We start from the raw sequence: 19,587 nt of genomic DNA, 5'->3' as shown, positions 1-19,587 counted from the left end.
TTCCAGTCGCTCACCCGCTCGGAGAACTCATGGACCGCACCCGACTGCAACACCTCCTGACCCACGAGAGGGCCGAGGCCGAGCGGCGCTGCCCGCGTTCGAAGGAGGCCTACGCGCGTGCCGGACACCTCTTCGGGCGGGTGCCGATGACCTGGATGAACAAGACGGCCGGGCCCTTCCCCCGCTACCTCGACACGGCCCGCGGCGCCCGGGTCACCGACATCGACGGGCACGAGTACATCGACTTCTGCCTCGGCGACACCGGCGCGATGGCCGGACACTCTCCCGCACCGGTCGCCGAAGCGGTCCAGCGCCGGTTCGCCGAGCAGGGCGGGGCCACGGCGATGCTGCCGACCGAGGACGCGGAGTGGGTCGGCGCGGAGCTCACCCGCCGCTTCGGGCTCGCCCGCTGGAGCTTCTCGCTGACGGCGACCGACGCCAACCGCTGGGCGATCCGGCTCGCCCGTGCCGTCACCGGCCGCCCGAAGATCCTGGTGAACAGCTACAGCTACCACGGCAGTGTCGACGAGTCCCTCATCGTCGTCGGACCGGACGGGCACGGCGTCGCCCGCCCCGGCAACGTGGGCGCCCCCTGCGATGTCACCCTCACCAGCCGGGTCGCCGAGTTCAACGACCTTCAGCAGCTGGAGCGCGAACTGGCCCACGGCGATGTCGCCGCCGTCCTCATGGAACCCGCGCTCACCAACATCGGCATCGTGCTGCCCGAGCCCGGATATCTGGCCGGCGTGCGAGCGCTGACCCGGCAGTACGGCACCTTGCTCATCAACGACGAGACGCACACCCTCTCCGCGGGCCCCGGCGGCTGCACAGCGGCCTGGGATCTGGAGCCCGACCTGCTGACCGTCGGCAAGGCGATCGGCGGCGGCATCCCGGCCGGGGCGTACGGACTGTCCGCCGAACTCGCGGACCGGCTGCTCGGCCGCGACGACCTCGACCTCGTCGACATGGGCGGCGTCGGCGGCACTCTCGCCGGCAACGCGCTCTCGGTCGCGGCGATGCGCGCCACGCTCGAACACGTCCTGACCGACGAGGCGTTCGGCCGGATGGCGAAGCTGGCGGAGCGGTTCGAGGCCGGGGTGCAGGCCGGCATCGACGCCCATGCCCTGCCCTGGTCGGTGAGCAGGCTCGGCGCCCGCACCGAGTACCGCTTCGCCTCCCCGGCACCCCGCACCGGCACCGCGTCCGAAGCCGCGGGCGACGCCGAGCTGGAGGACTTCCTGCACATCTACCTCGCCAACCGGGGCATCCTGCTGACCCCCTTCCACAACATGGCGCTGATGTGCCCGGACACCACCGAGGCGGACGTGGACACCCACACCGGGCTCTTCGCCGCCGCCCTGGCCGAACTGGCCGGATGAGAGCCCTCGAAAGGAACCACGTGGACGAGATCGACCGGGCCATCCTGCGCGAGCTCCAGACCGACGGCCGGATCGCCTACGCCGACCTCGGCCCCAAGGTCGGACTGTCGGCGTCGGCCGCCCGCCAGCGCCTGCAACGCCTCCTGGACTCCAAGGCGGTCCAGGTCGTCGGCGTCACCGATCCGATGGCCATGGGCGGCCAGGCGATGGCCCTGCTCGGCATCGGCGTGGACGGCGACCCGCGCGCCGTCGCCGACGAACTCGCCCGGCGCGACGAGGTCGTCTACTCGGTGCTCACCTCCGGCGGCTTCGACCTGTTCGTCGAGGTGGTCGCCCCCGGCCCGCGCGACCTGCTCGACTTCGTCAACGACGTCGTACGCAACGTCGAGGGGGTGAGCGAGGTCCGGTCGTTCCCGTACTTCGGCATCCACACGCACCGCTTCCTGTGGGACGTCGGCTGATTGACCTGCGCAGGACGGGTACTCGGGCGGCCCCGGAACGACAACCGCTGGAGGAGGCCCGCATGACCAGCAGTACGGAGACCGGCGGCGTGACCGGTACGCCGGACAAGGACTACAACCTCATCTGGTACGTGGAGGCGTGCCTGAACAACGCGCTGCGCCTGGACACGTACATCCAGGACGCCGAGCGGAGCAAGGACACCCAGGTCGCAGACCTGTTCCGCAAGGCGCAGGCGGACAGCCGCAAGGGCGCCGAACTCGGCAAGGAACTGCTGCGCGCGCGGCTGAGCGGCGGCTGACCGCAGGTTCGTGCGGGTGCCCGGCCGGGGGTGTCCGGCCGGGCACCACGCATCTCCAAAACCGGTTGCCCGGCCGCCGCTTGTCGGCCTACGGTCGCGATCATGCTGCCCGTGGTGGAGACCGACGAAGAGTGGAACACGGTCGTCGAGGACGAGAAGCTGATGCGGGCAGGCGCGGAGGACCTCTGCGCACGCCTCGGACTCGCCGGCGCACCCCTGACCCGCTTCCCCGACGGCTCGCAGCCCGTCTACGCGGTCGGCGACGGCCAGGTCCTCAAGCTCTTCCCGACCTCCGCCGCCCAGGACGGCGTCACCGAAGGCCGGGTCCTGACCCACCTGCACGGACTGCTCCCGGTACCGACACCCCGCGTGGACGGCTTCGGGCCGTACGAGAACGGCTGGCGGTACGTCCTGATGTCCCGGCTGCCCGGGGAGAACCTCGCCCACGTCTGGGACCGCATCCCGCGGCCCGACCGGGAACGGATCGTCACCGAGATCGGCGAGGCCCTCGCCGTCCTCCACTCGCTCGACCCCGCACCCCTGGAGGACGTCCTCGGCCCGGGCGACTGGGGTGCCTTCCTCGACCGGCAGTGCGAGAACGCCGTGGCGCGGCAACACCGTCACGGACTCGCGGACTCCTGGCTGGAACAGATCCCGGACTTCCTGGCCTCGGTCCCCCTGCCGCGCGCCCCACGCCGCTCACTCCTGCACACCGAGGTCATGCGGCAGCACTTCCTGGTCGACCCCGACGGCTGGCGTCTGACCGGCCTCTTCGACTTCGAGCCCGCCATGATCGGGGACGCGGCCTATGACTTCGTGGGCGTAGGGCTGTTCGTCACGCGGGGCGACCCGCATCTGCTCGACCGGCTGACGACGGCGTACGGACACCGCGTCGATCCGTCCCAGGCGCTCGCCTACACCCTGCTGCACGTCTACAGCAATCTGGCCTGGTATCTGCGGGAGCTGGAGGGTCCTGCCGAAGGGACCCTGCCGGCTCTGGCCCGGGCGTGGTTCGGCGGCTACCCTACCGGCCAGTAACCGGATCGTGCCCCAGGAGGCCGTCATGCCGCAGCTCGAAGTCGACGGCGCAGTGCTGACGTACGACGACGAGGGCCCCCGCGACAGCGCGAGCGTGCCCCTGGTGTTCGTCCACGGCTGGACGGCGAACCGGCACCGCTGGGACCACCAGGTCGAGCACTTCGCAAAGAAGCGCCGGGTCGTCCGCCTCGATCTGCGCGGACACGGCGACAGCACCGGGGCCGGGGTCGGGACGATCGCGGAACTGGCGGAGGACGTCCTCGCCCTCCTCGACCATCTGGAGATCGAGCGCTGCGTGCTCGTCGGACACTCCATGGGCGGGATGATCGCGCAGACCATCGCCCTGGCCCACCCCGACCGCGTCGCACGCATGGTGCTGGTGAACTCGATCGGCCGCATGACCTACAGCCGGGGGCGGGGCCTGCTGATGGCGGCCTCCACGCTCGCCCCGTTCAAGGTCTTCGTCGCCGCCAACATCCAGCGCGCCTTCGCCCCCGGCCACCCGCGCGAGGAGATCCGCGCCTACGTCAGATCCTCGGCGGACACCCCGCGCGAGGTCGTCATGACCCTGTACGGGGCCATGCGCGCCTTCGACGTCCTGGACCGGGTCGGTGAGATCCAGGTGCCCACGCTGATGGTGCACGGCTACCACGACATCCAGCTCCCGCTGAAGCAGATGCTGCGCATGGCGAAGGCCTATCCGGACGCCATGGTCCGGGTCATCGACGCGGGCCACGAACTCCCCGTCGAGAAACCGGAGGAACTGACCAGGGCGGTGGAGGGTTTCGTGACCGTCCCGGCCTGAATCACGGCACGGCCCGGGGTCTCTGCCTATGGGGACGACGGGGGGACTGTGCCGATGCTTCGGGGAGACACGGCCGAGCGGCGCCGACGGCGTGCGATCCGTACGAGGAGGGCCCGGCTGCAGGCAGCGCGCAGGTCCCGACGGGCTGCCGAGCGGCGCCGGAACGAGGGACTGACGTACCAGGAGATCCGGCGGCGTCGCCGCGCCCTGTGGCGACGGGTCTACGGGACGGGGGCCGTGCTGCTGGGCGCGTTCGTGGTGCTGGTGGGCGCCTTGGAGCTGGCGGCCGTGGTCGAGGGCACGGCGGAAGCCGGGTTCTCCACGGCGACCGGACTCGCCGAACTCGCCGCGGGGCTCTACGGAGTTGCCGCCGGGATCGCTGTCGTGCGCCGGGCGCGAGGGGAGTTGCCGGGCTCGTTCTCGCTGTGGTTCCTGGCGGCCTGGTCGGCCATGGTCTTCGCGATCCCGGCCTACCACTACGGCGAACTGATCGGCGGTCCGGTCGCGGTGACGGCCCTGTGGCTGGTGGCCGTCGCCGCGATCCTCTGGTTCCTGCGGCGTGAGGCCGACGAGTGAACCCTCATGGCCGGGTCGACCCGTCGGCCTGCCGCGTGTGACGTCAGGGCTTGGCGGTCCATGAGTGGGCCACGTCCACCACGACCCGGCCGTCCACCCGCAGGACCCGGAACGGCAGCCGGGCGCGTACGCCGAGACCGAGCTGGGTGTCTCCTTCGAAGCTGCCGGCGAACCGGGCGTCCCGGAAGGTGCGGTATCCGTCGAGGTCGACGCCGGGCAGGGGGCGGCCCGACCGGGCGGGATAGGTGGGGGCGCCGGTCTCGGGGTCGTAGGCGGGTGCCGCCACCCGCACCTCCAGGACGGCACCGCCGGCGACCGGTATGAGCCGGCCCGAGCCGTCCTGGTGGAGCCGGTCGACGTAGTGGACGTAGTAGCCGAGGCTGTCCTTGCCGGCGCCCGGGACGTCCACGACCAGCCGGTCGTAGCAGGTGTGCCGGCCGGTCCTGACGTCGGTCACCGGGTCCGCCGTGCCGACGGCACGGCTCTTGGCGAGGCTGCCCCAGCCGGTGGGGCAGGTGGTGCTCGCCTGCGCGGGTACGGCGGCCACGCCGAGCGTCGCACCCATGAGAGCGACGGTGGCCCATGTCGTTCTGCTTCGTCGCATGACGTCCCCCAGGATGTTCATGTGCCTGTTATCTGGTGAGACAACCGCCTTGAATAAAAGGTTGCACCTTGTCCCTTTTTTCGCTTGCTCAGACCGTGTGCAGCGTCTTCTTCGCGAGCTCGAACGCCGGGAGCATCCCCTGATGCTCGTCGGAGTCCAATCCGCCGAGGTGCAGGACGACCGGACCGTCGGGGGTGACGACCGCGAGTGCGCTGTTCTCCTTCGTCTCGTCCAGGAACTCGACGGTGGTGAGGTACTTCACCTCCACGCCCGCGAGGTCTCCCGCCTTGAACGTGCTGAACCGCTCCTTGCTCACCTTCGCGCCGGGCTCGTCCGCGACGTACTCCTCCAACACGGTGCGGGCGTCGGCGCCGCCGGGCTTGCCGGTCCAGGCCCGGAGGAAGCCGATGTTGCCCGCCGGCTTGGCGTCGATCTCGCACACGAGGCTGACCGGTCCCTGGGTGAGGACCAGGTCGGCGAGCTCGTCCTCCGCCTGCCCGGTGCCGGAGGGAGCGTTGTCGACGGCCTCCGCCTTCCACTTCTCGGCGATGTCGAAGCCGACGGGCAGCTCGCACGCGGACCCGGCCGCCCCGACGGAGCCACCGCTCTCGACGCCGCCCGCCGCCGACGCGCTCGCGGACGCCTTCGAGGACGCTTTCGAGGCCGACGTGGCGTCCCCCTTCTCCGTCGACTCGGAGCAGCCCGCCAAAACCCCCGCCAGCATGGCCGCACAAGCCATCCGACGCCCCGCATTCCCCGCCCTGACCAGCACTCTCGTGTCTCCCCTCGGTTCCGGCGGCACAGATTAGCCGAGGGCACCGACAGACCGTGCACGGGAGGCCCCTTCGCCGCCTCCCGGCCAGAGGCGGCCGCGCAGAAAACCGCGTGACCTCATCCCCGCAGGTCAGCACAATGAAGCGGCACGGAGCCCGACAGGAAAGGTGGCCGACCGTGACCGTCGCCAACGTACTGCTGTCCGGCATCGTCGGCTCCACCGCCTACGGCCTCGCCCACGCGGGCTCGGACGTGGACCGTCTCGGCATGTTCGCCGCTCCCACCGAGGCCCTGCACGGCCTGCACGGCCCGAAGGAGTCCCACGTCACCACCCACCCGGACAGCACCCTGCACGAGGCCGCCAAGTGGTGCCGCCTCGCCCTGAGCTGCAACCCGACCGCCATGGAACTCGCCTGGCTCCCGGACGAGTTGTACGAGGTGCGCACCCCGCTCGGCGACGAACTCATCGGCGTGCGTACGTCGTTCCTGAGCGCCAAGCGGGTCCGGGACGCCTATCTCGGCTATGCCACACAGCAGTTCCGCCGCCTGGAGAACCGCGACCACACCGCCGGCGACACCCACAGACGCACCGCGAAGCACGCCCGCCATCTCAAGCGGCTGTGCCACCAGGGGCTGGAGCTGTACACCACCGGCCGACTCACGCTCCGCGTCGAGAACCCGCAGGAATACCGGGAGTTCGGTGAGCGCGTCGCCGCCGACGCCTCCGTGGCGCGCCCGTTGCTCGCGTACTACGAGAAGGCGTTCGACGAGACCCGCACGGTACTGCCCGACCGCCCGGACGAGGCGCCGGTGGAGGCATGGCTGCACCGGGTCCGCGCGCACTTCTACGCACCGGTCGAGGCATAGGCCGGGGCGCCGCCGCGCGCGTCGGCGAAGCACGTCCCGAACAAATGAGGTGCCCGCCGCCGCAGTCCGGCGCTACCCTCGTCCACATGATCACGCCTTCGACTCAGCACCGGATGATGCCCCCGCACAGGGGCTGCTGAGCGCGGACGCGCACCGATACCGAGGCCCCGGGAAGGGGCCTCGACGCGTGGAGCGGAGCAGGTCCCCTCACCGGCAGGAGGACCCATGACGACACCACGCCACTACATCACCACGACCATTCCGTACGTCAACGCCCGCCCGCATCTGGGCTTCGCCCTGGAGCTGGTGCAGGCGGACACCCTGGCCCGGCACCATCGCCGACGCGGCCATGACGTACGTCTGCTGAGCGGCACGGACGACAACTCCCTGAAGAACGTGCTGGCCGCCGACGCCGCGGGCGTCGACGTGCGGGAATTCGTCGACCGCAACGCCGACGCGTTCGCGGCGCTGCGCGAACCGCTCGCCCTGTCCCTGGACGACTTCATCCGCACCAGCAGTGACCCACGGCACCGCGCCGGTGTGGAGCGGCTGTGGCGTCGCTGCGCGGCGGCGGGCGACCTCTACCGCAAGGAGTACGAAGGCCTGTACTGCGTCGGCTGCGAGCAGTTCTACACCCCGGAGGAGCTGGTCGACGGCCGCTGCGCCGAGCACGGCACCGAGCCCCGGCTCGTCGCGGAGGAGAACTGGTTCTTCCGGCTGTCCCGCTACACCGACCGCCTCCACGAGCTGATCTCCGACGGCACCCTGCGCATCGAACCAGCCGCTCGCCGCAACGAGGTCCTCTCCCTCATCGCCGGCGGACTGCACGACTTCTCCGTCTCCCGCTCCCACACCCGCGCCCGCGGCTGGGGCATCCCGGTGCCCGACGACCCCGACCAGGTCGTCTACGTGTGGTGGGACGCCCTCGGCAACTACATCACCAGCCTCGGCTACGGCAGCGACGATCCGGCGTACGGACGATGGTGGGCGGCCAGGGGCCGTCGTACCCACCTGGTGGGCAAGGGAGTGGTGCGGTTCCACGCGGTGTACTGGCCGGCCATGCTGCTGTCGGCGGGACTGCCGCTGCCCACCGACATCCTCGTCCACGACTATCTGACCGTCGGCGGCCGCAAGATCAGCAAGTCCGGGAACGGGACGGCCGTGGACCCGGTGGCGCTGGCCGCCGCCCACGGCACGGACGCGGTCCGCTGGTGGCTGCTGCGGGACGTACCGCGGGTCGGGGACGCCGACTTCACCGTCGAGCGGCTGATCGCCCGCGCCGACGCGGACTTCGCGGGCGGACTGGGGAACCTGGTCCACCGGATCGTCACGATGGTCCACCGCTACCGCGGCGGCACGGTCCCCGGTCTCGGCGCGGACCGGTTCGCCGTGGCGACGCTGCTCGACGTGTGCCGCGACGCACCCGGACGGATCGATGCCGCGCTGGCCTCGTACGACTTCCGCCGGGCCGTCGACGCGGCCTGGGAGATCGTGGAGGAGGCCAACCGCTGCATCGACGCGACCCGCCCCTGGGAACTGGCCAGGGCGCAGCGCCAGGGCAACGCCGGCGCGGCCGAACGCCTCGACGCGGTCCTCGCCGCGCTGGTCACGGCGTGCCGGGTCCTCGGGGAGGAACTGCGGCCCTTCGTCCCCGGGGCGGCCGCACGGATCTCCGGTCAGGTGACCTCCGTCGGCGGCACGCTCCCGGAGGCGAAGCCGCTCTTCGCCCGCCTCCAGGAGCAGCGCTGACCTTCATGTGGGCTACCGTTTCCGCATCCCCCTGACACGGCAATCCGGACGGTTCGGCAGTGCTAGCAGCTCTCTCCCCGGTCATCGCGGCCACCACCCAGTGGCTGACCTGCGCCTATCCCGCGTCCGGCGGAGCCCTCGCGGCAGCCTTGTGCGAGGTGCAGGCGCGGCAGGCGGTCACGGTCGCGGCATGGCTGCGCTACCCGACGGCGATGGACGCCGGCCTCGTCGAGATGGCGGGGCCCGGCGGCTCGGCGCGGCTCGACTGGATCACCGGCGTCGACGGGGGCGGGGAAGGGAGCGCGAACGGGGACGACGGCGCCTGGCGCACCTGGGTCGACGAGGTCGTCGCCAGCTGGGCCGTGTCCCTGCTCACCGTCCCGGAACTGGCCCGGCTCGCCGTCGCGGCCGTCGGCGAGAGCGACCATCTCGCCGGGGTGCCGGCGGAGTTCCGGCGACTGGTCGCACCGGACGAGCACGACCGGCGGGCGGCGCCTCTCCTGCGCCATCCCGACCTGGTCGCGCCCGTGGCGGAACTGCATCACGCCCGGCTGCTGGATCTGCTCAAGCCGGGACAGACGCTCGTCGCCTGAGTGCGGTGACCGTCAGTCCTTCTTGCCGCGGCCCGTCAGCGCGTCCCGCAGCCGGTCGACCATGCCGACGCCCGGCGCCAGCAGCTTGTTCGCGGGCGGCGTGGACGGGGTCGAGGGGTGCGGACGCGTGGGCGCCACCTTCTTCGCCATGCGGACCTTCTCGCCCAGCTCGTTCAGCGTCTCCGGCGGGCAGACCGCACGCAGCTGCGGGAACAGGTTCTGTTCCTCGTCGGCGATGTGGGAGCGGACCTCAGCCATCAGCTCACCGGCGATCCGGTCGAACTCCGCGTCCCCCGGCTCACAGGACTCCAGGTCCTTCATCAGCTGCTCGGCCTTGGAGTGGTCCTCGATCTCCCGGTCGGCGACGGTGTTCCCGTTCGCCAGATGCTCCCGTACGGCCGGGTAGAGATAGGCCTCCTCGGCCACCGAGTGCCGCACCAGCTCCATCGTGACCTGGTCGGCGTACACCTTGCGGTCCTTGTCACCGGAGGGCAGGCCCTCGATCTTGCCGAAGAGCTCCTCGACCTCGCGGTGATCGGTCACCAGCTCGTCGATGACGTTTCCACCATGCCCCATCTTCTCCACCTCCGGCCGGTCCAGGCGGTTCCGGAACGGGCACCGCCGCGGCACCCGAGTGCCCCGCACCCGAGGCGGATAACGCCGTATGCGTCGTCCTGCGCGCAAGGGGGACTCGGTCCCGGTGAGCACATACGAAGACGTTCCGAAGTCCTACTGGATCGAGACGGCACCCCCGGCCGAGCCCCACCCGCACCTGACGGGTGACCGCACGGTCGACGTCGCCGTCGTCGGCGCGGGCATCGCGGGGCTCAGCACGGCGTGGGAGCTGGCCCGCGCCGGCCGCAGTGTGGCGCTCCTGGAGGCGGGGCGGATCGCCGCCGGGGTGACCGGCCACACCACCGCCAAGCTCAGCGCGCTCCACACCCTCGTGTACGCGCGGCTGAACCGTACCCGCGGCGCCGAGGCCGCCCACCTCTACGCGCGCTCCCAGAGCGAGGCCATCCGCCAGGCCGCCGCCCTCGCGGACGAGCTCGGCATCGACTGCGACTGGGAGGAGACGGCCGCCTTCACCTACGCCCAGGACGGCTCGGACGTCGAGGAGCTGAAGGCGGAGGCGGACGCCGCCCGTGAGGCCGGGCTGCCCGCCGAGTACGTGACCGGGACCGGCCTGCCGTTCCCCGTCGCGGGCGCGGTACGGGTGACCGAGCAGGCCCAGTTCCACCCGCGCAAATACCTTCTCGCCCTCGCCGAGGACCTGCTGCGGCACGGCGGACGCATCCACGAGGGCACCCGGGTCGTCGGCCTCAAGGAGGGCGAACCCTGCCGCCTGACCACGGAGAACGGCTCCACGGTCACGGCCACGGACGTCGTCGTCGCCACCCACTACCCGATCTTCGACCGTGCGCTGCTCTTCACCCGGCTCTCCCCGCGCCGCGAGCTCGTCGTGGCCGCGCCGATCCCGGCCGACCGCGATCCGCACGGCATGTACATCACGCCCGAGGAGGGCACCCGCTCCGTGCGCACCGCCCCGTACCAGGACGGCAGGCGGCTGCTGATCGTCACCGGGGAGCACTTCACACCGGGCACCGCCGATGTGCGGGAACGCTTCGACCGGCTCGCCGCCTGGGCGACCGGGCACTTCGGCGAGCTCGACTTCACTCACCGCTGGGCCACCCAGGACAACGACTCCACCGACGGCGTGCCGCTCGTCGGCCCGTTCCACGCGGGCAGCCGGCACACCTACGTCGCCACCGGCTTCGGCGGCTGGGGAATGAGCGGCGGCATCATGGCGGGCCGGCTCCTCGCGGAGCTGATCGCCGGCCACAAGCTGCCCTGGGCCGACCTGTACGACCCCCGCCGTATCGGCCCGGCCGTGCGCGAGGCGCCGGCGTTCCTCAAGCACCAGGCGCAGGTCGCCCGGCACTTCGTCGGTGACCGGATGCCCCGCACCCCGGGTCTTACGGTCGAGGAGATCGCACCCGGGGAGGGCGCGGTGATCGGGACCGGCGGTCATCGCCGCGCCGTCCACCGCGACGAGGACGGGCAGCTCCACGCGGTGTCCGCGCGCTGCACCCACCTCGGCTGTCTCGTCGCCTTCAACGCGGCCGAACGCACCTGGGAGTGCCCCTGCCACGGCTCCCGCTTCGACCCGGACGGGAACGTCGTGCAGGGGCCGGCCACCAAACCCCTGGAGCAGCGCGACATCTGACCTGGGGTCAGCTCACCTCGTGCAGGCTCACCACCAGCTCACGGGGCAGGCCGTGGGTGTCGTGCAGGTAGTGGTAGTCCTGCTCGCTCAACTGCCCCTGGTACCGCGGGCCGGAGAGGATGCGGCGGCCCCGGACGAGGAGTTCGCCGAAGCGGCGCTCCTCGTCGAGGAGCACATCGAGGACCGGGCCGGTTCCGCCGGGCAGCCGGAAGTGGTCCACCGTGTGCTCGATCAGCTCCGGCGGCAGGTCGCCGAGGGTGCGGGTGGGGTCGTGCCGCCACAGGGTGGTCAGGAGGCGGCGGACGATGCGGCGCAGGACGTAGCCGCGCCCGGTGTTGGACGGCCGTACGCCGTCGCCGATGACGACGATCCCGGAGCGCAGGTGGTCGCAGACCAGCCGCAGTGACGGCTCGTCGAGGTCCCACAGGGGCGGGAGCAGGCGCATCCAGGGTTCGAACAGGTCGGTGTCGTAGACCGAATCGCGGCCCTGCAGGACGGTCAGCAGGCGTTCCAGGCCCATGCCCGTGTCGATGTTGCGCTGTGAGAGGGGTTCGAGGCGGCCGTCGTCATGGCGTCGGTAGCGCATGTCGACGTGGTTCCAGACCTCGACCCAGCGCGGGTCACTCGTGGGGGTGCCCTCCGGCGGGGTGTCGCCGGTCCAGACGAAGATCTCCGAGTCGGGACCGCACGGTCCGGTGGGGCCGTTGGACCACCAGTTGTCCTCGCGGGTCTCCTCCACGGGGATGCCCAACTCGCGCCAGGTGGACAGGGATTCGGTGTCGGGGCCGAGCTGTTCGTCGCCGCCGAAGACCGTGACGTACAACTCCCCGTCAGGGATGCCGAATCCGTCGCGCAGGAGCTCGTACCCCCAGCGCAGGCTCTGCGAGTGGTCGTAGTCGCCCAGCGACCACGAACCGAGCATCTCGAAGACCGTGAGATGCGTCCGGTCCCCGATCTCGTCGAGATCGGTGGTGCGCAGACAGCGCTGTACGTCGACCAGTCGGCGGCCGTGCGGATGCGGGCGGCCTTCCAGGTACGGGGTGAGGGGGTGCATGCCGGACGTGGTGAACAGCACCGGGTCCGAGGAGGGTGGGAGCAGGGTGCTGCCGGTGATCAGATGGTGGCCGCGCTCGACGTAGAAGTCCGTGAAGGTGCGCAGGGTGCGGTCGGTGTTCATGGCGGTGTTCCTTCGGGTCGTGGGACCGGAAAGAACCGCCGGAATCCAGAGGGGTGGCGCGCGCTGCACCGGCGGTCCGTTTCCGGCCGCCGGGGGAGAGGTGAGGTCAGGCGTGGGCAGCCGGGGAGCTGGTCGCTCGCGCGGCTGCGGTGTGGGTGTGCTCCATGACCTTCATGGCTCAACGGTAACCGGCGGCCCCGGGAATGACCTCCGGGTTTTCGGCCGGCCGGTTCCTCAGTCGGCTCCGCCGGGAGTGATCAGCCCCGTCTCGTAGGCGAGGACGACCGCCTGGACCCGGTCCCGCAGGTCCAGCTTGGACAGGATGCGGCCGATGTGGGTCTTGACCGTGGTCTGGCTGAGGAAGAGCCGGTCGGCGAGCTCGGCGTTGCTCAGTCCCGTCGCCAGCAGGCGCAGCACCTCCAGCTCGCGCGGTGTCAGGCCGGACAGGTCGCGGTGCGGGCCGGGTGCCGGGCGGGCCTCCTCGCGATGGGCGAAGCGCTCGATCAGACGGCGGGTGATCGCGGGGGCGAGCAGGGCGTCGCCGGACTGCACCAGGCGTACGGCGGCCACCAGATGTTCCGGTGTGACGTCCTTGAGCAGGAAGCCGCTGGCACCGGCGGTGAGCGCGGCGTACACGTAGTGGTCGAGGTCGTAGGTGGTGAGGATGATGACCCGGGTGCCGTCCGCGCGCTCGTCGGTCAGGATGCGGCGGGTGGCCTCGATGCCGTCCATCCCCGGCATCCGGATGTCCATGAGGACCACGTCGGGGCGGGTGTCCCGGACCGCGGCGACGGCCTCCGCCCCGTCGGCGGCCTCGGCCGTCACCTCGATGCCGTCCGCGGCGAGGATCATCCCGAAGCCGGTCCGCACGAGAGCCTGGTCGTCGGCGATGACGGCACGCAGCTTCGGCCCGTTCATGCCGACCGCCAGGGGAGGAGAGCCTTGACGCGATAGCCGCCCGCCAGGGTCGGCCCGGCCGTCAACTCACCGCCGTACACCGCGAGTCGCTCGCGCAGTCCGATCAGCCCGCGGCCGTTGCCCTCCGCCGGCGCAGCGTCCCGGACCGCTCCGGTGTCGGTGATCTCGATCTGCAGGACCTCCTCGGCATAGCCGATCGTGACCGAGGCCTCGGCGCCCGGTGCGTGCTTGATCGTGTTGGTCAGCGCCTCCTGCACGACGCGGTACGCCGTCAGGTCGATGCCGGGCGGCAACGGGTCCGGCGGGAGGGACACCGCGACGCCCACCGGGGTTCCGGCGGCGCGTACCCGAACGATCAGCGCGTCCAGCCGGGCCAGGCCGGGCTGGGGCTCCAGGGCGTCGGGCTGGTCCAGGTCGGGGGCCGCCAACAGGCCCATCACATGGCGGAGTTCGGCCATCGCGGCCCGGCCGCCCGCCTCGACCGCCAGCAGCGCCGCCTTCGACCGCTCCGGCGCCACGTCCATCACCTTGCGCGCCGCGCCCGCCTGGATGACCATCACGCTCACATTGTGGGTCACCACATCGTGCAACTCGGCCGCGATGCGCGCCCGTTCCTCCTCCACGGCCCGGCGCGTCGCCTCCTCCTGGTCCCGTTCCAGCTGCGCGAGCCGCTCGCGGTCGGCCGACAGACGCCGCCGCCAGTACCGGACGAGACCGGCCACCACCCCCGCGATCAGCAGCACCACCGCGGGGCTCGACCAGCCCGGCAGGATGGGCTCGGTCTCCCGGAACGCGAAGCCGGCCAGCACCGCAGCGAAGACCATCGCGGCCGTCGCCACCGTCCGGTGCCGGCTGTGCATGACGGCGCTGTACGCGGCGATGACACAGGTCAGCACATTGATCCAGGAGGCGTCGTCGCCGATGCCCAGCACCGCGGTCATCAGCACCGCGAACGCGGCGAGCGGATACCTGCGCCGGACGGCCAGCGGCAGCGCCGACAGCACGATCAGCGGCCAGGGCGGGGAGGACGGCTCCTCCGGGACGAACCGTGGTCCCGGCGGCACGGGAGGCCTGGGCACGTCCGGCGCACTGAACTCCGACTTCCCGAAGCTGGCCGGACCGTCGCCCGGATAGCGCGCCGCCACGACCAGCGCGACCACGGTCAGCAGCACCGCCAGGACGACATCGACACCGACCGCCCGCCGCGACAGCGGGGCACGCCTCGGCTCCGGCCGCACCGCCGCGCACACCTGACGCAGCCAACGGTTCACGGTCTCCATCGGCACATTGTGGGGTCGCCCCCGCTGAACCCGCGTCCCTCTGCGCGGTCGACGACCTGTCCTCCAGGCGTACTTCGCAGGGATGACCCGTGCCCGGGTCCTTCGGGCGGAGGGCCGGAAGTCGGTGCCCCGGCCGACGCGGGGCACCGGGCCACGCCCCTACCTTCGCTGAGCCAGAAGCCCTCACCACCACTCAGACCGCGAGGACGGACTCCCATGACCCATCTGATCGAACTGGCGGGCGTGGCCAAGCGTTACGACAGTTCCGGCGCCCCCGCGCTCGGTCCGATCGACCTCGGCGTCGCCCCCGGGGAGGCCCTCGCCGTCACCGGCCCCTCCGGCAGCGGCAAGTCCACCCTGCTGAACCTCGTCGCGGGCCTCGACAAGCCCACCACCGGGACCGTCACCGTCGCGGGCCGCCGCATCGACCAGCTCAGCGAGCACGCCCTGGCCCGCTTCCGCCGCGAACAGATCGGCATGGTCTTCCAGTTCTTCAACCTCCTCGACGACCTCACTGTCGCCGACAACATCCAGCTCCCCGCCCAGCTCACCGGCACCGCCCGACGCAAGGCGGCCGCCCGCGCCGGGGAGCTGATGGAGGTGCTCGGCATCCAGAAGCACGCCCGCGCCTACCCCGGCCGGCTCTCCGGAGGCGAACGCCAACGGGTCGCCGTGGCACGGGCGTTGGTCAACCGGCCCGCCCTGCTCCTCGCCGACGAACCGACCGGCGCCCTCGACAGCGCCTCGGGCCAGGACGTCCGCCAGCTCCTCGTCGATCTGCACCGCGGCGGACAGACCATCGTCCTCGTCACCCACGACCTGGCCCTCGCCGAGGCCTGCGCGAGCCGCACGATCCACCTGGTCGACGGCCACCTCGCCCTCGACACCCGGACGGAGGCCGTGCGATGAGCGCCCTCACCCGGGTCGTACGCTCGGGGGTCGGCCGACGCCGTGTCCAGACGGTCGTGATCGCACTGGCCACGATGATGGCCGTGGCCTCGGCGGTGGTCGCGGGATCCCTGATGGTCGCCACCAGCGCCCCCTTCGACCGCGCCTTCGCCCGGCAGAACGGGGCCCATCTCACCGTGGACTACGACCCCGCCAAGGTGAGCACGGCCCAGCTGGAGGCCACCGGCCGCCTCGACGGCGTCACCGGGACCGCGGGGCCCTACCCGTCCACCACCGTCAACGCGGTGGACGACCAGGGGCGGCACCTGCCGTCGATGACCCTCGTCGGCCGGTCCGACCCGGCCACCGACGTGGACCGGCTGGAACTCAAGTCGGGCCGGTGGCCGACGCGAACCGGCGAGATCGTGCTCGCGGAGTCCTTCCAGGGCCCCGCCCTCGCCCTGGGCTCCACCCTCAGGGCCTCGGACGCCGACAACAGCCCCACGCTCACCGTCGTCGGCTTCGCCCTGTCCGTCGGCCGGACGGCACAGGCATGGGCAACTCCCGCCCAGGTGACGTCACTTGCCGGGCCGGAAAGCCCGCTCACACGTCAGATGCTGTACCGCTTCGACTCGGCCGGCAGCAAGGGCGAGATCGCCGCGGCCCGCAAGAAGCTCACGGACGCCGTCCCGGCCGGTGCGCTCCTCGCCTCCGAGTCCTACCTGGACACCAAGCGCGCCGCCGACCAGAGTGCGGCCCCGACGATCCCGTTCCTGATCGCCTTCGGTGTGCTCGGCATCGTCATGTCGGTGATCATCGTCGGCAGTGTCATCAGCGGTGCTGTCGGGACCGGTCTGCGCAGGATCGGCATCCTGAAGGCCCTCGGCTTCACCCCCTCCGAAGTCGTCCGCGCCTACGTCGCCCAGGCCCTCGTCCCGGCCGGCGCCGGTATCGCCCTCGGTGTCGTCCTGGGCAACCTGATGGCCCTGCCGCTCCTGGAGGACACCGAGACCGTCTACGGCACCGTCTCGCTGACGGTCGCGTGGTGGGTGGACGTCCTGGTGGCGGGCGGCGCCCTGCTCGTCGTGGGGATCGCGGCCCTCGTCCCCGCGCTGCGGGCCGGGCGGCTGCGGACCGTCGAGGCCATCGCCGTCGGCCGCGCACCCCGCACCGGACGCGGTCAGTGGGCGCACCGGGCGGCGGGCCGGCTGCCGCTGCCGCGCGCGGTGACCTACGGACTGGCGAGCCCCTTCGCCCACCCCGTCCGCACTCTCGCGATGCTCCTCGCCGTGGCCTTCGGCACGGTCGCGGCGACGTTCGCGCTGGGACTGACGTCCTCCCTGAACAAAGTGTCGGAGGCCGGGGACCCCGAGAGCCGCAACGACGTCAGCGTCTTCGCCGGCGGCCCCACCGTCGGCCGCGGCGAACGCGTCCCCGCCGAGAACAACCCCGCCCCCGCGCCGGCCGACCCGGCGCAGATACGCGCCGCCGTCAAGGCGCAGGAGGGCACCGCCGCGTACTACGGCGTGGCCCAGGAGGACGCCACCGTGCCCGGGGTGTCCGGCACCGTCCGGGTCACCCTCTACGACGGCGACTCGCGCTCCGGCAGCTACGCGATGATCGACGGCCACTGGGTCACCGGACCGGGCCAGGTCGTGGTGTCCACCCAGTTCCTCGACACCACCGGCACCGGGATCGGCGACACCGTACGTGTGACCGCGGGCAAGGAGTCGGCCACGCTGAAGATCGTCGGAGAGGCCTTCGACACCTCCGACGACGTCCTGGAGATCCACGCGGACATGGCCGACTTCCCGGCCGTGCAGCCCACCATGTTCCGGGTCGACGTGAAGGACGGGGTCACCCCGGCCGCGTACGCCGAGACACTCGCCGCGGCCGTGCGGCCCCTCGGCGGCGACGCCTTCGCCAACGCCCCCTCCGGACAGGACAACCTCCTCATCGTCCTCAACGCGATGGCCGCACTCCTCACCCTCATGCTCGTCTCCGTGGCCGGGCTCGGCGTCCTCAACTCCGTGGTCCTCGACACCCGGGAACGCGTCCACGACCTCGGCGTCTGCAAGGCGCTCGGTATGACACCCCGGCAGGCCGTCAGCCTCGTGCTCGCCTCGGTGGCCGGGATCGGCGTGCTCGGCGGCCTCGCCGGTGTACCCGCCGGATACGCGCTGCACGGCTATGTGCTGCCGAAGATAGCGGAGACCGTGGGTACCGGACTGCCACGGTCCGTGCTCGACGTGTACGCGCCCACGGAGCTGATCCTGCTCGGACTGGGCGGCCTCGCCATCGCACTGCTCGGCGCGCTGCTCCCGGCGGGCTGGGCGGCCAAGGCCCGTACCGCGACGGCCCTGCGCACGGAATAGCCGCTCCATCAGCACGTTTTCATTACGACACCTCCACAACAGGCGTCCCACAGGTGATGATTGAAAACGCAACAGCACCATCCCTGGGGGGACCATGAGCCACCACACCACTCCGCCGCCCATGCCGGAGTACACGCCGCCGCCGACGCCCGGCTATCTGCCGCCGCAACCGCCGCAGCCGCAGCAGAAGAAGATCAACGCGATCCTCATCGCCGCGGGCGCGGCGGTGGTCGGTGCCGTCCTCGGCGCCGTCGTCACCGCCGGTCTCGGCGGCGACGACAAGGCCGAGGCCGCGCCGACCGTGACCGTCACCGAGACGGTGCCGGCCGAGACCGGTGACACGGTCTCGGACACCGCGTCCGACGAAGCCACCGAGGAGCCCGCCGAGGATTCCGGCGACGACTCCTACACGTTCGACGACACGATCGTCTACGACAACGACATCGAGATCAGCCTCGCCAAGTTCTCCCGCGCGGTCTCCAGCGACTACGCGTCCCCCGAGAACACCCCGTACGCCAAGTTCACGATCAAGATCGTCAACAACTCCGGCAAGAAGTTCGACGCCGGCCAGATGACCGTCAACTGCGCCTACGGCGACGAGGGCAAGGAAGGCGAGGCCATCTACGACGACGGACTCGACGGCCTGCCCGACACCAGCGTCCTCGCCGGCCGGTCCCTCTCGGTGGCGTGGGGCTGCGAACTCCCCAAGGGTGAGACGTTCCTCCAGGTCGAGGTGGCGCCCGACTACGAGTCGGAGACGTCGATCTTCACCGGCGACGTGAAGAATTGACATGCTCCTCGTCCTGAAGGACGAGGATTCTGGCCTTCTCTACCGGTTGCCGTGCCGCTAGGCGGCACGGTTTCCGGTCGGGAATCCGTGGCTTCCTGTTTCTTCGCGCTGTGCCGGGATTGCTCCTGGTCTTACCGGCGCTCCGCAGGCTGACACCGCCAGTCCGGCGGCCGTTTTGACGTTGAGTGCGGCGTTGGTGTCCCGGTCGTGGACGGTGCCGCAGGCGGCACAGGTCCATGCCCGGACGTTCAGGGGTTTGGGGCCGTCCACGGCGCCGCAGGTGGAGCAGGTCTGGGAGGTCGGTGTGAAGCGGCCGATGGTGACCAGGGTGCGGCCGTACCGTTGCGCCTTGTACTCCAGCATGCTGATGAACGATGCCCATCCGGCGTCGTGCACGGACTTGGCCAGCCTGGTGCGCGCGAGTCCTTTCACCGACAGGTCCTCCACGGCGATTGCTTGGTTCTCGCAGATCAGTTCCGTGGAGAGCTGGTGGTGGAACTCATGGCGCGCGTCAGCGACCTTGGCGTGGGCGCGGGCGACCTTCAGGCGGGCCTTGGCCCGGTTCTTGGACCCCTTCTGCTTGCGGGACAGATCCTTGTGGGCCTTCTTCAGCTTCTTCTCCGCCCGCCGCAGGAAGCGCGGGGAGTCGATCTTCGTGCCGTCCGAGAGGACGATGAAGTGCGTGAGGCCGAGGTCGATGCCGATGGTGCGGTCGGTTTCGGGCATGCGTGCCTGGTCGGCGGCGGGGTCGGTGTCGATGACGAAGGAGGCGAAGAATCTGCCCGCC

The 19,587-nt window shown here is 71.4% G+C and carries 20 protein-coding genes; 13 read left to right on the top strand and 7 right to left on the bottom strand.

All coding sequences use genetic code 11. From position 1 onward, the window contains the following. The first annotated feature begins 29 nt into the window (after nt 1–29). From PH203_RS46040 to PH203_RS46015, 6 genes are all read left to right on the top strand, one after another. A complete protein-coding gene (locus PH203_RS46040) occupies nt 30–1,379 on the top strand; it encodes a transaminase (RefSeq protein ID WP_289928562.1) in 1,350 nt (449 codons plus the stop codon). A gap of 20 nt (nt 1,380–1,399) precedes the next feature. Further along, on the top strand, nt 1,400–1,840 hold the full coding sequence (locus PH203_RS46035; protein ID WP_289928561.1) for an Lrp/AsnC family transcriptional regulator: 441 nt from the start codon (nt 1,400–1,402) through the stop codon (nt 1,838–1,840). 62 nt (nt 1,841–1,902) lie between these two features. Next, nucleotides 1,903–2,139 carry a hypothetical protein gene (locus PH203_RS46030; protein WP_289928560.1) on the top strand — a complete coding sequence of 79 codons (237 nt, stop codon included), beginning with the start codon at nt 1,903–1,905 and terminating at the stop codon, nt 2,137–2,139. A gap of 102 nt (nt 2,140–2,241) precedes the next feature. Continuing rightward, a complete protein-coding gene (locus PH203_RS46025; protein WP_289928558.1) occupies nt 2,242–3,177 on the top strand; it encodes an aminoglycoside phosphotransferase family protein in 936 nt (311 codons plus the stop codon). A gap of 25 nt (nt 3,178–3,202) precedes the next feature. Continuing rightward, entirely contained in the window at nt 3,203–3,982 is a 780-nt protein-coding gene (locus tag PH203_RS46020; protein WP_289928555.1) for an alpha/beta fold hydrolase, read from the top strand. A 54-nt stretch (nt 3,983–4,036) separates the two neighbouring features. Beyond that, nucleotides 4,037–4,558 (top strand): hypothetical protein, encoded by a 522-nt coding sequence (locus tag PH203_RS46015; RefSeq protein WP_289928553.1) that lies wholly within the window; start codon nt 4,037–4,039, stop codon nt 4,556–4,558. A 43-nt stretch (nt 4,559–4,601) separates the two neighbouring features. Here PH203_RS46015 and PH203_RS46010 read toward each other — a convergent pair whose 3' ends face one another. Together PH203_RS46010 and PH203_RS46005 are read right to left on the bottom strand one after the other, a co-directional pair. After that, on the bottom strand, nt 4,602–5,123 hold the full coding sequence (locus PH203_RS46010; protein WP_289928551.1) for a hypothetical protein: 522 nt from the start codon (nt 5,121–5,123) through the stop codon (nt 4,602–4,604). A 127-nt stretch (nt 5,124–5,250) separates the two neighbouring features. Next, entirely contained in the window at nt 5,251–5,901 is a 651-nt protein-coding gene (locus tag PH203_RS46005; RefSeq protein WP_289928550.1) for a lipoprotein, read from the bottom strand. 212 nt (nt 5,902–6,113) lie between these two features. On the opposite strand from PH203_RS46005, the gene PH203_RS46000 reads away from it, so the two are divergent. From PH203_RS46000 to PH203_RS45990, 3 genes are all read left to right on the top strand, one after another. Beyond that, nucleotides 6,114–6,803, top strand: coding sequence for a nucleotidyltransferase domain-containing protein (locus tag PH203_RS46000; RefSeq protein WP_289928548.1), 690 nt, complete (start codon nt 6,114–6,116; stop codon nt 6,801–6,803). 225 nt (nt 6,804–7,028) lie between these two features. Beyond that, nucleotides 7,029–8,552: a methionine--tRNA ligase gene (locus PH203_RS45995; RefSeq protein ID WP_289928547.1), complete on the top strand. Its 1,524-nt coding sequence runs from the start codon at nt 7,029–7,031 to the stop codon at nt 8,550–8,552. 59 nt (nt 8,553–8,611) lie between these two features. Beyond that, the gene (locus tag PH203_RS45990) at nt 8,612–9,145 is read left to right on the top strand and encodes a hypothetical protein (protein WP_289928545.1); all 534 of its coding nucleotides are present in this window, start codon (nt 8,612–8,614) and stop codon (nt 9,143–9,145) included. A gap of 12 nt (nt 9,146–9,157) precedes the next feature. On the opposite strand, the gene PH203_RS45985 is transcribed toward PH203_RS45990, so the two are convergent. Next, complete coding sequence (locus PH203_RS45985) at nt 9,158–9,721, bottom strand: hemerythrin domain-containing protein (RefSeq protein ID WP_289928543.1); 564 nt, start codon at nt 9,719–9,721, stop codon at nt 9,158–9,160. 124 nt (nt 9,722–9,845) lie between these two features. Between PH203_RS45985 and PH203_RS45980 the strand changes: the two genes are divergently transcribed. Further along, nucleotides 9,846–11,372, top strand: a complete 1,527-nt coding sequence (locus tag PH203_RS45980) for an FAD-dependent oxidoreductase (protein WP_289928542.1) — start codon at nt 9,846–9,848, stop codon at nt 11,370–11,372. A gap of 7 nt (nt 11,373–11,379) precedes the next feature. Here the strand turns inward: PH203_RS45980 and PH203_RS45975 are convergent, their stop codons facing one another. The 3 genes from PH203_RS45975 to PH203_RS45965 all read right to left on the bottom strand — a co-directional run bounded on the left by PH203_RS45975 (nt 11,380) and on the right by PH203_RS45965 (nt 14,747). Beyond that, on the bottom strand, nt 11,380–12,549 hold the full coding sequence (locus tag PH203_RS45975; protein WP_289928540.1) for an alanine--tRNA ligase-related protein: 1,170 nt from the start codon (nt 12,547–12,549) through the stop codon (nt 11,380–11,382). 234 nt (nt 12,550–12,783) lie between these two features. Next, complete coding sequence (locus tag PH203_RS45970; protein WP_289928538.1) at nt 12,784–13,467, bottom strand: response regulator transcription factor; 684 nt, start codon at nt 13,465–13,467, stop codon at nt 12,784–12,786. Continuing rightward, nucleotides 13,464–14,747 carry a histidine kinase gene (locus PH203_RS45965; RefSeq protein ID WP_289928536.1) on the bottom strand — a complete coding sequence of 428 codons (1,284 nt, stop codon included), beginning with the start codon at nt 14,745–14,747 and terminating at the stop codon, nt 13,464–13,466. The genes PH203_RS45970 and PH203_RS45965 overlap by 4 nt, the downstream gene beginning before the upstream one ends. A 216-nt stretch (nt 14,748–14,963) precedes the next feature. Here PH203_RS45965 and PH203_RS45960 point away from each other — a divergent pair, with 216 nt between their 5' ends. From PH203_RS45960 to PH203_RS45950, 3 genes are all read left to right on the top strand, one after another. After that, nucleotides 14,964–15,656, top strand: coding sequence for an ABC transporter ATP-binding protein (locus PH203_RS45960; RefSeq protein WP_289928534.1), 693 nt, complete (start codon nt 14,964–14,966; stop codon nt 15,654–15,656). Continuing rightward, nucleotides 15,653–18,010 (top strand): FtsX-like permease family protein, encoded by a 2,358-nt coding sequence (locus tag PH203_RS45955; RefSeq protein ID WP_289928532.1) that lies wholly within the window; start codon nt 15,653–15,655, stop codon nt 18,008–18,010. The genes PH203_RS45960 and PH203_RS45955 overlap by 4 nt, the downstream gene beginning before the upstream one ends. Nucleotides 18,011–18,104: 94 nt before the next feature. Then, entirely contained in the window at nt 18,105–18,800 is a 696-nt protein-coding gene (locus PH203_RS45950; protein WP_289928531.1) for a hypothetical protein, read from the top strand. Between the two features lie 57 nt (nt 18,801–18,857). Here PH203_RS45950 and PH203_RS45945 read toward each other — a convergent pair. Further along, nucleotides 18,858–19,587, bottom strand: a 730-nt coding sequence (locus PH203_RS45945) for an RNA-guided endonuclease TnpB family protein (protein ID WP_289928529.1), incomplete at its 5' end; no start/stop codon positions are given.

The sequence above is a fragment of the Streptomyces sp. S.PB5 genome (assembly GCF_030403745.1).
Lineage (GTDB): Bacteria > Actinomycetota > Actinomycetes > Streptomycetales > Streptomycetaceae > Streptomyces.
The sequence above is the reverse complement of the archived record's forward strand: the minus strand, read 5'-3'. Positions and strand labels throughout refer to the sequence as shown.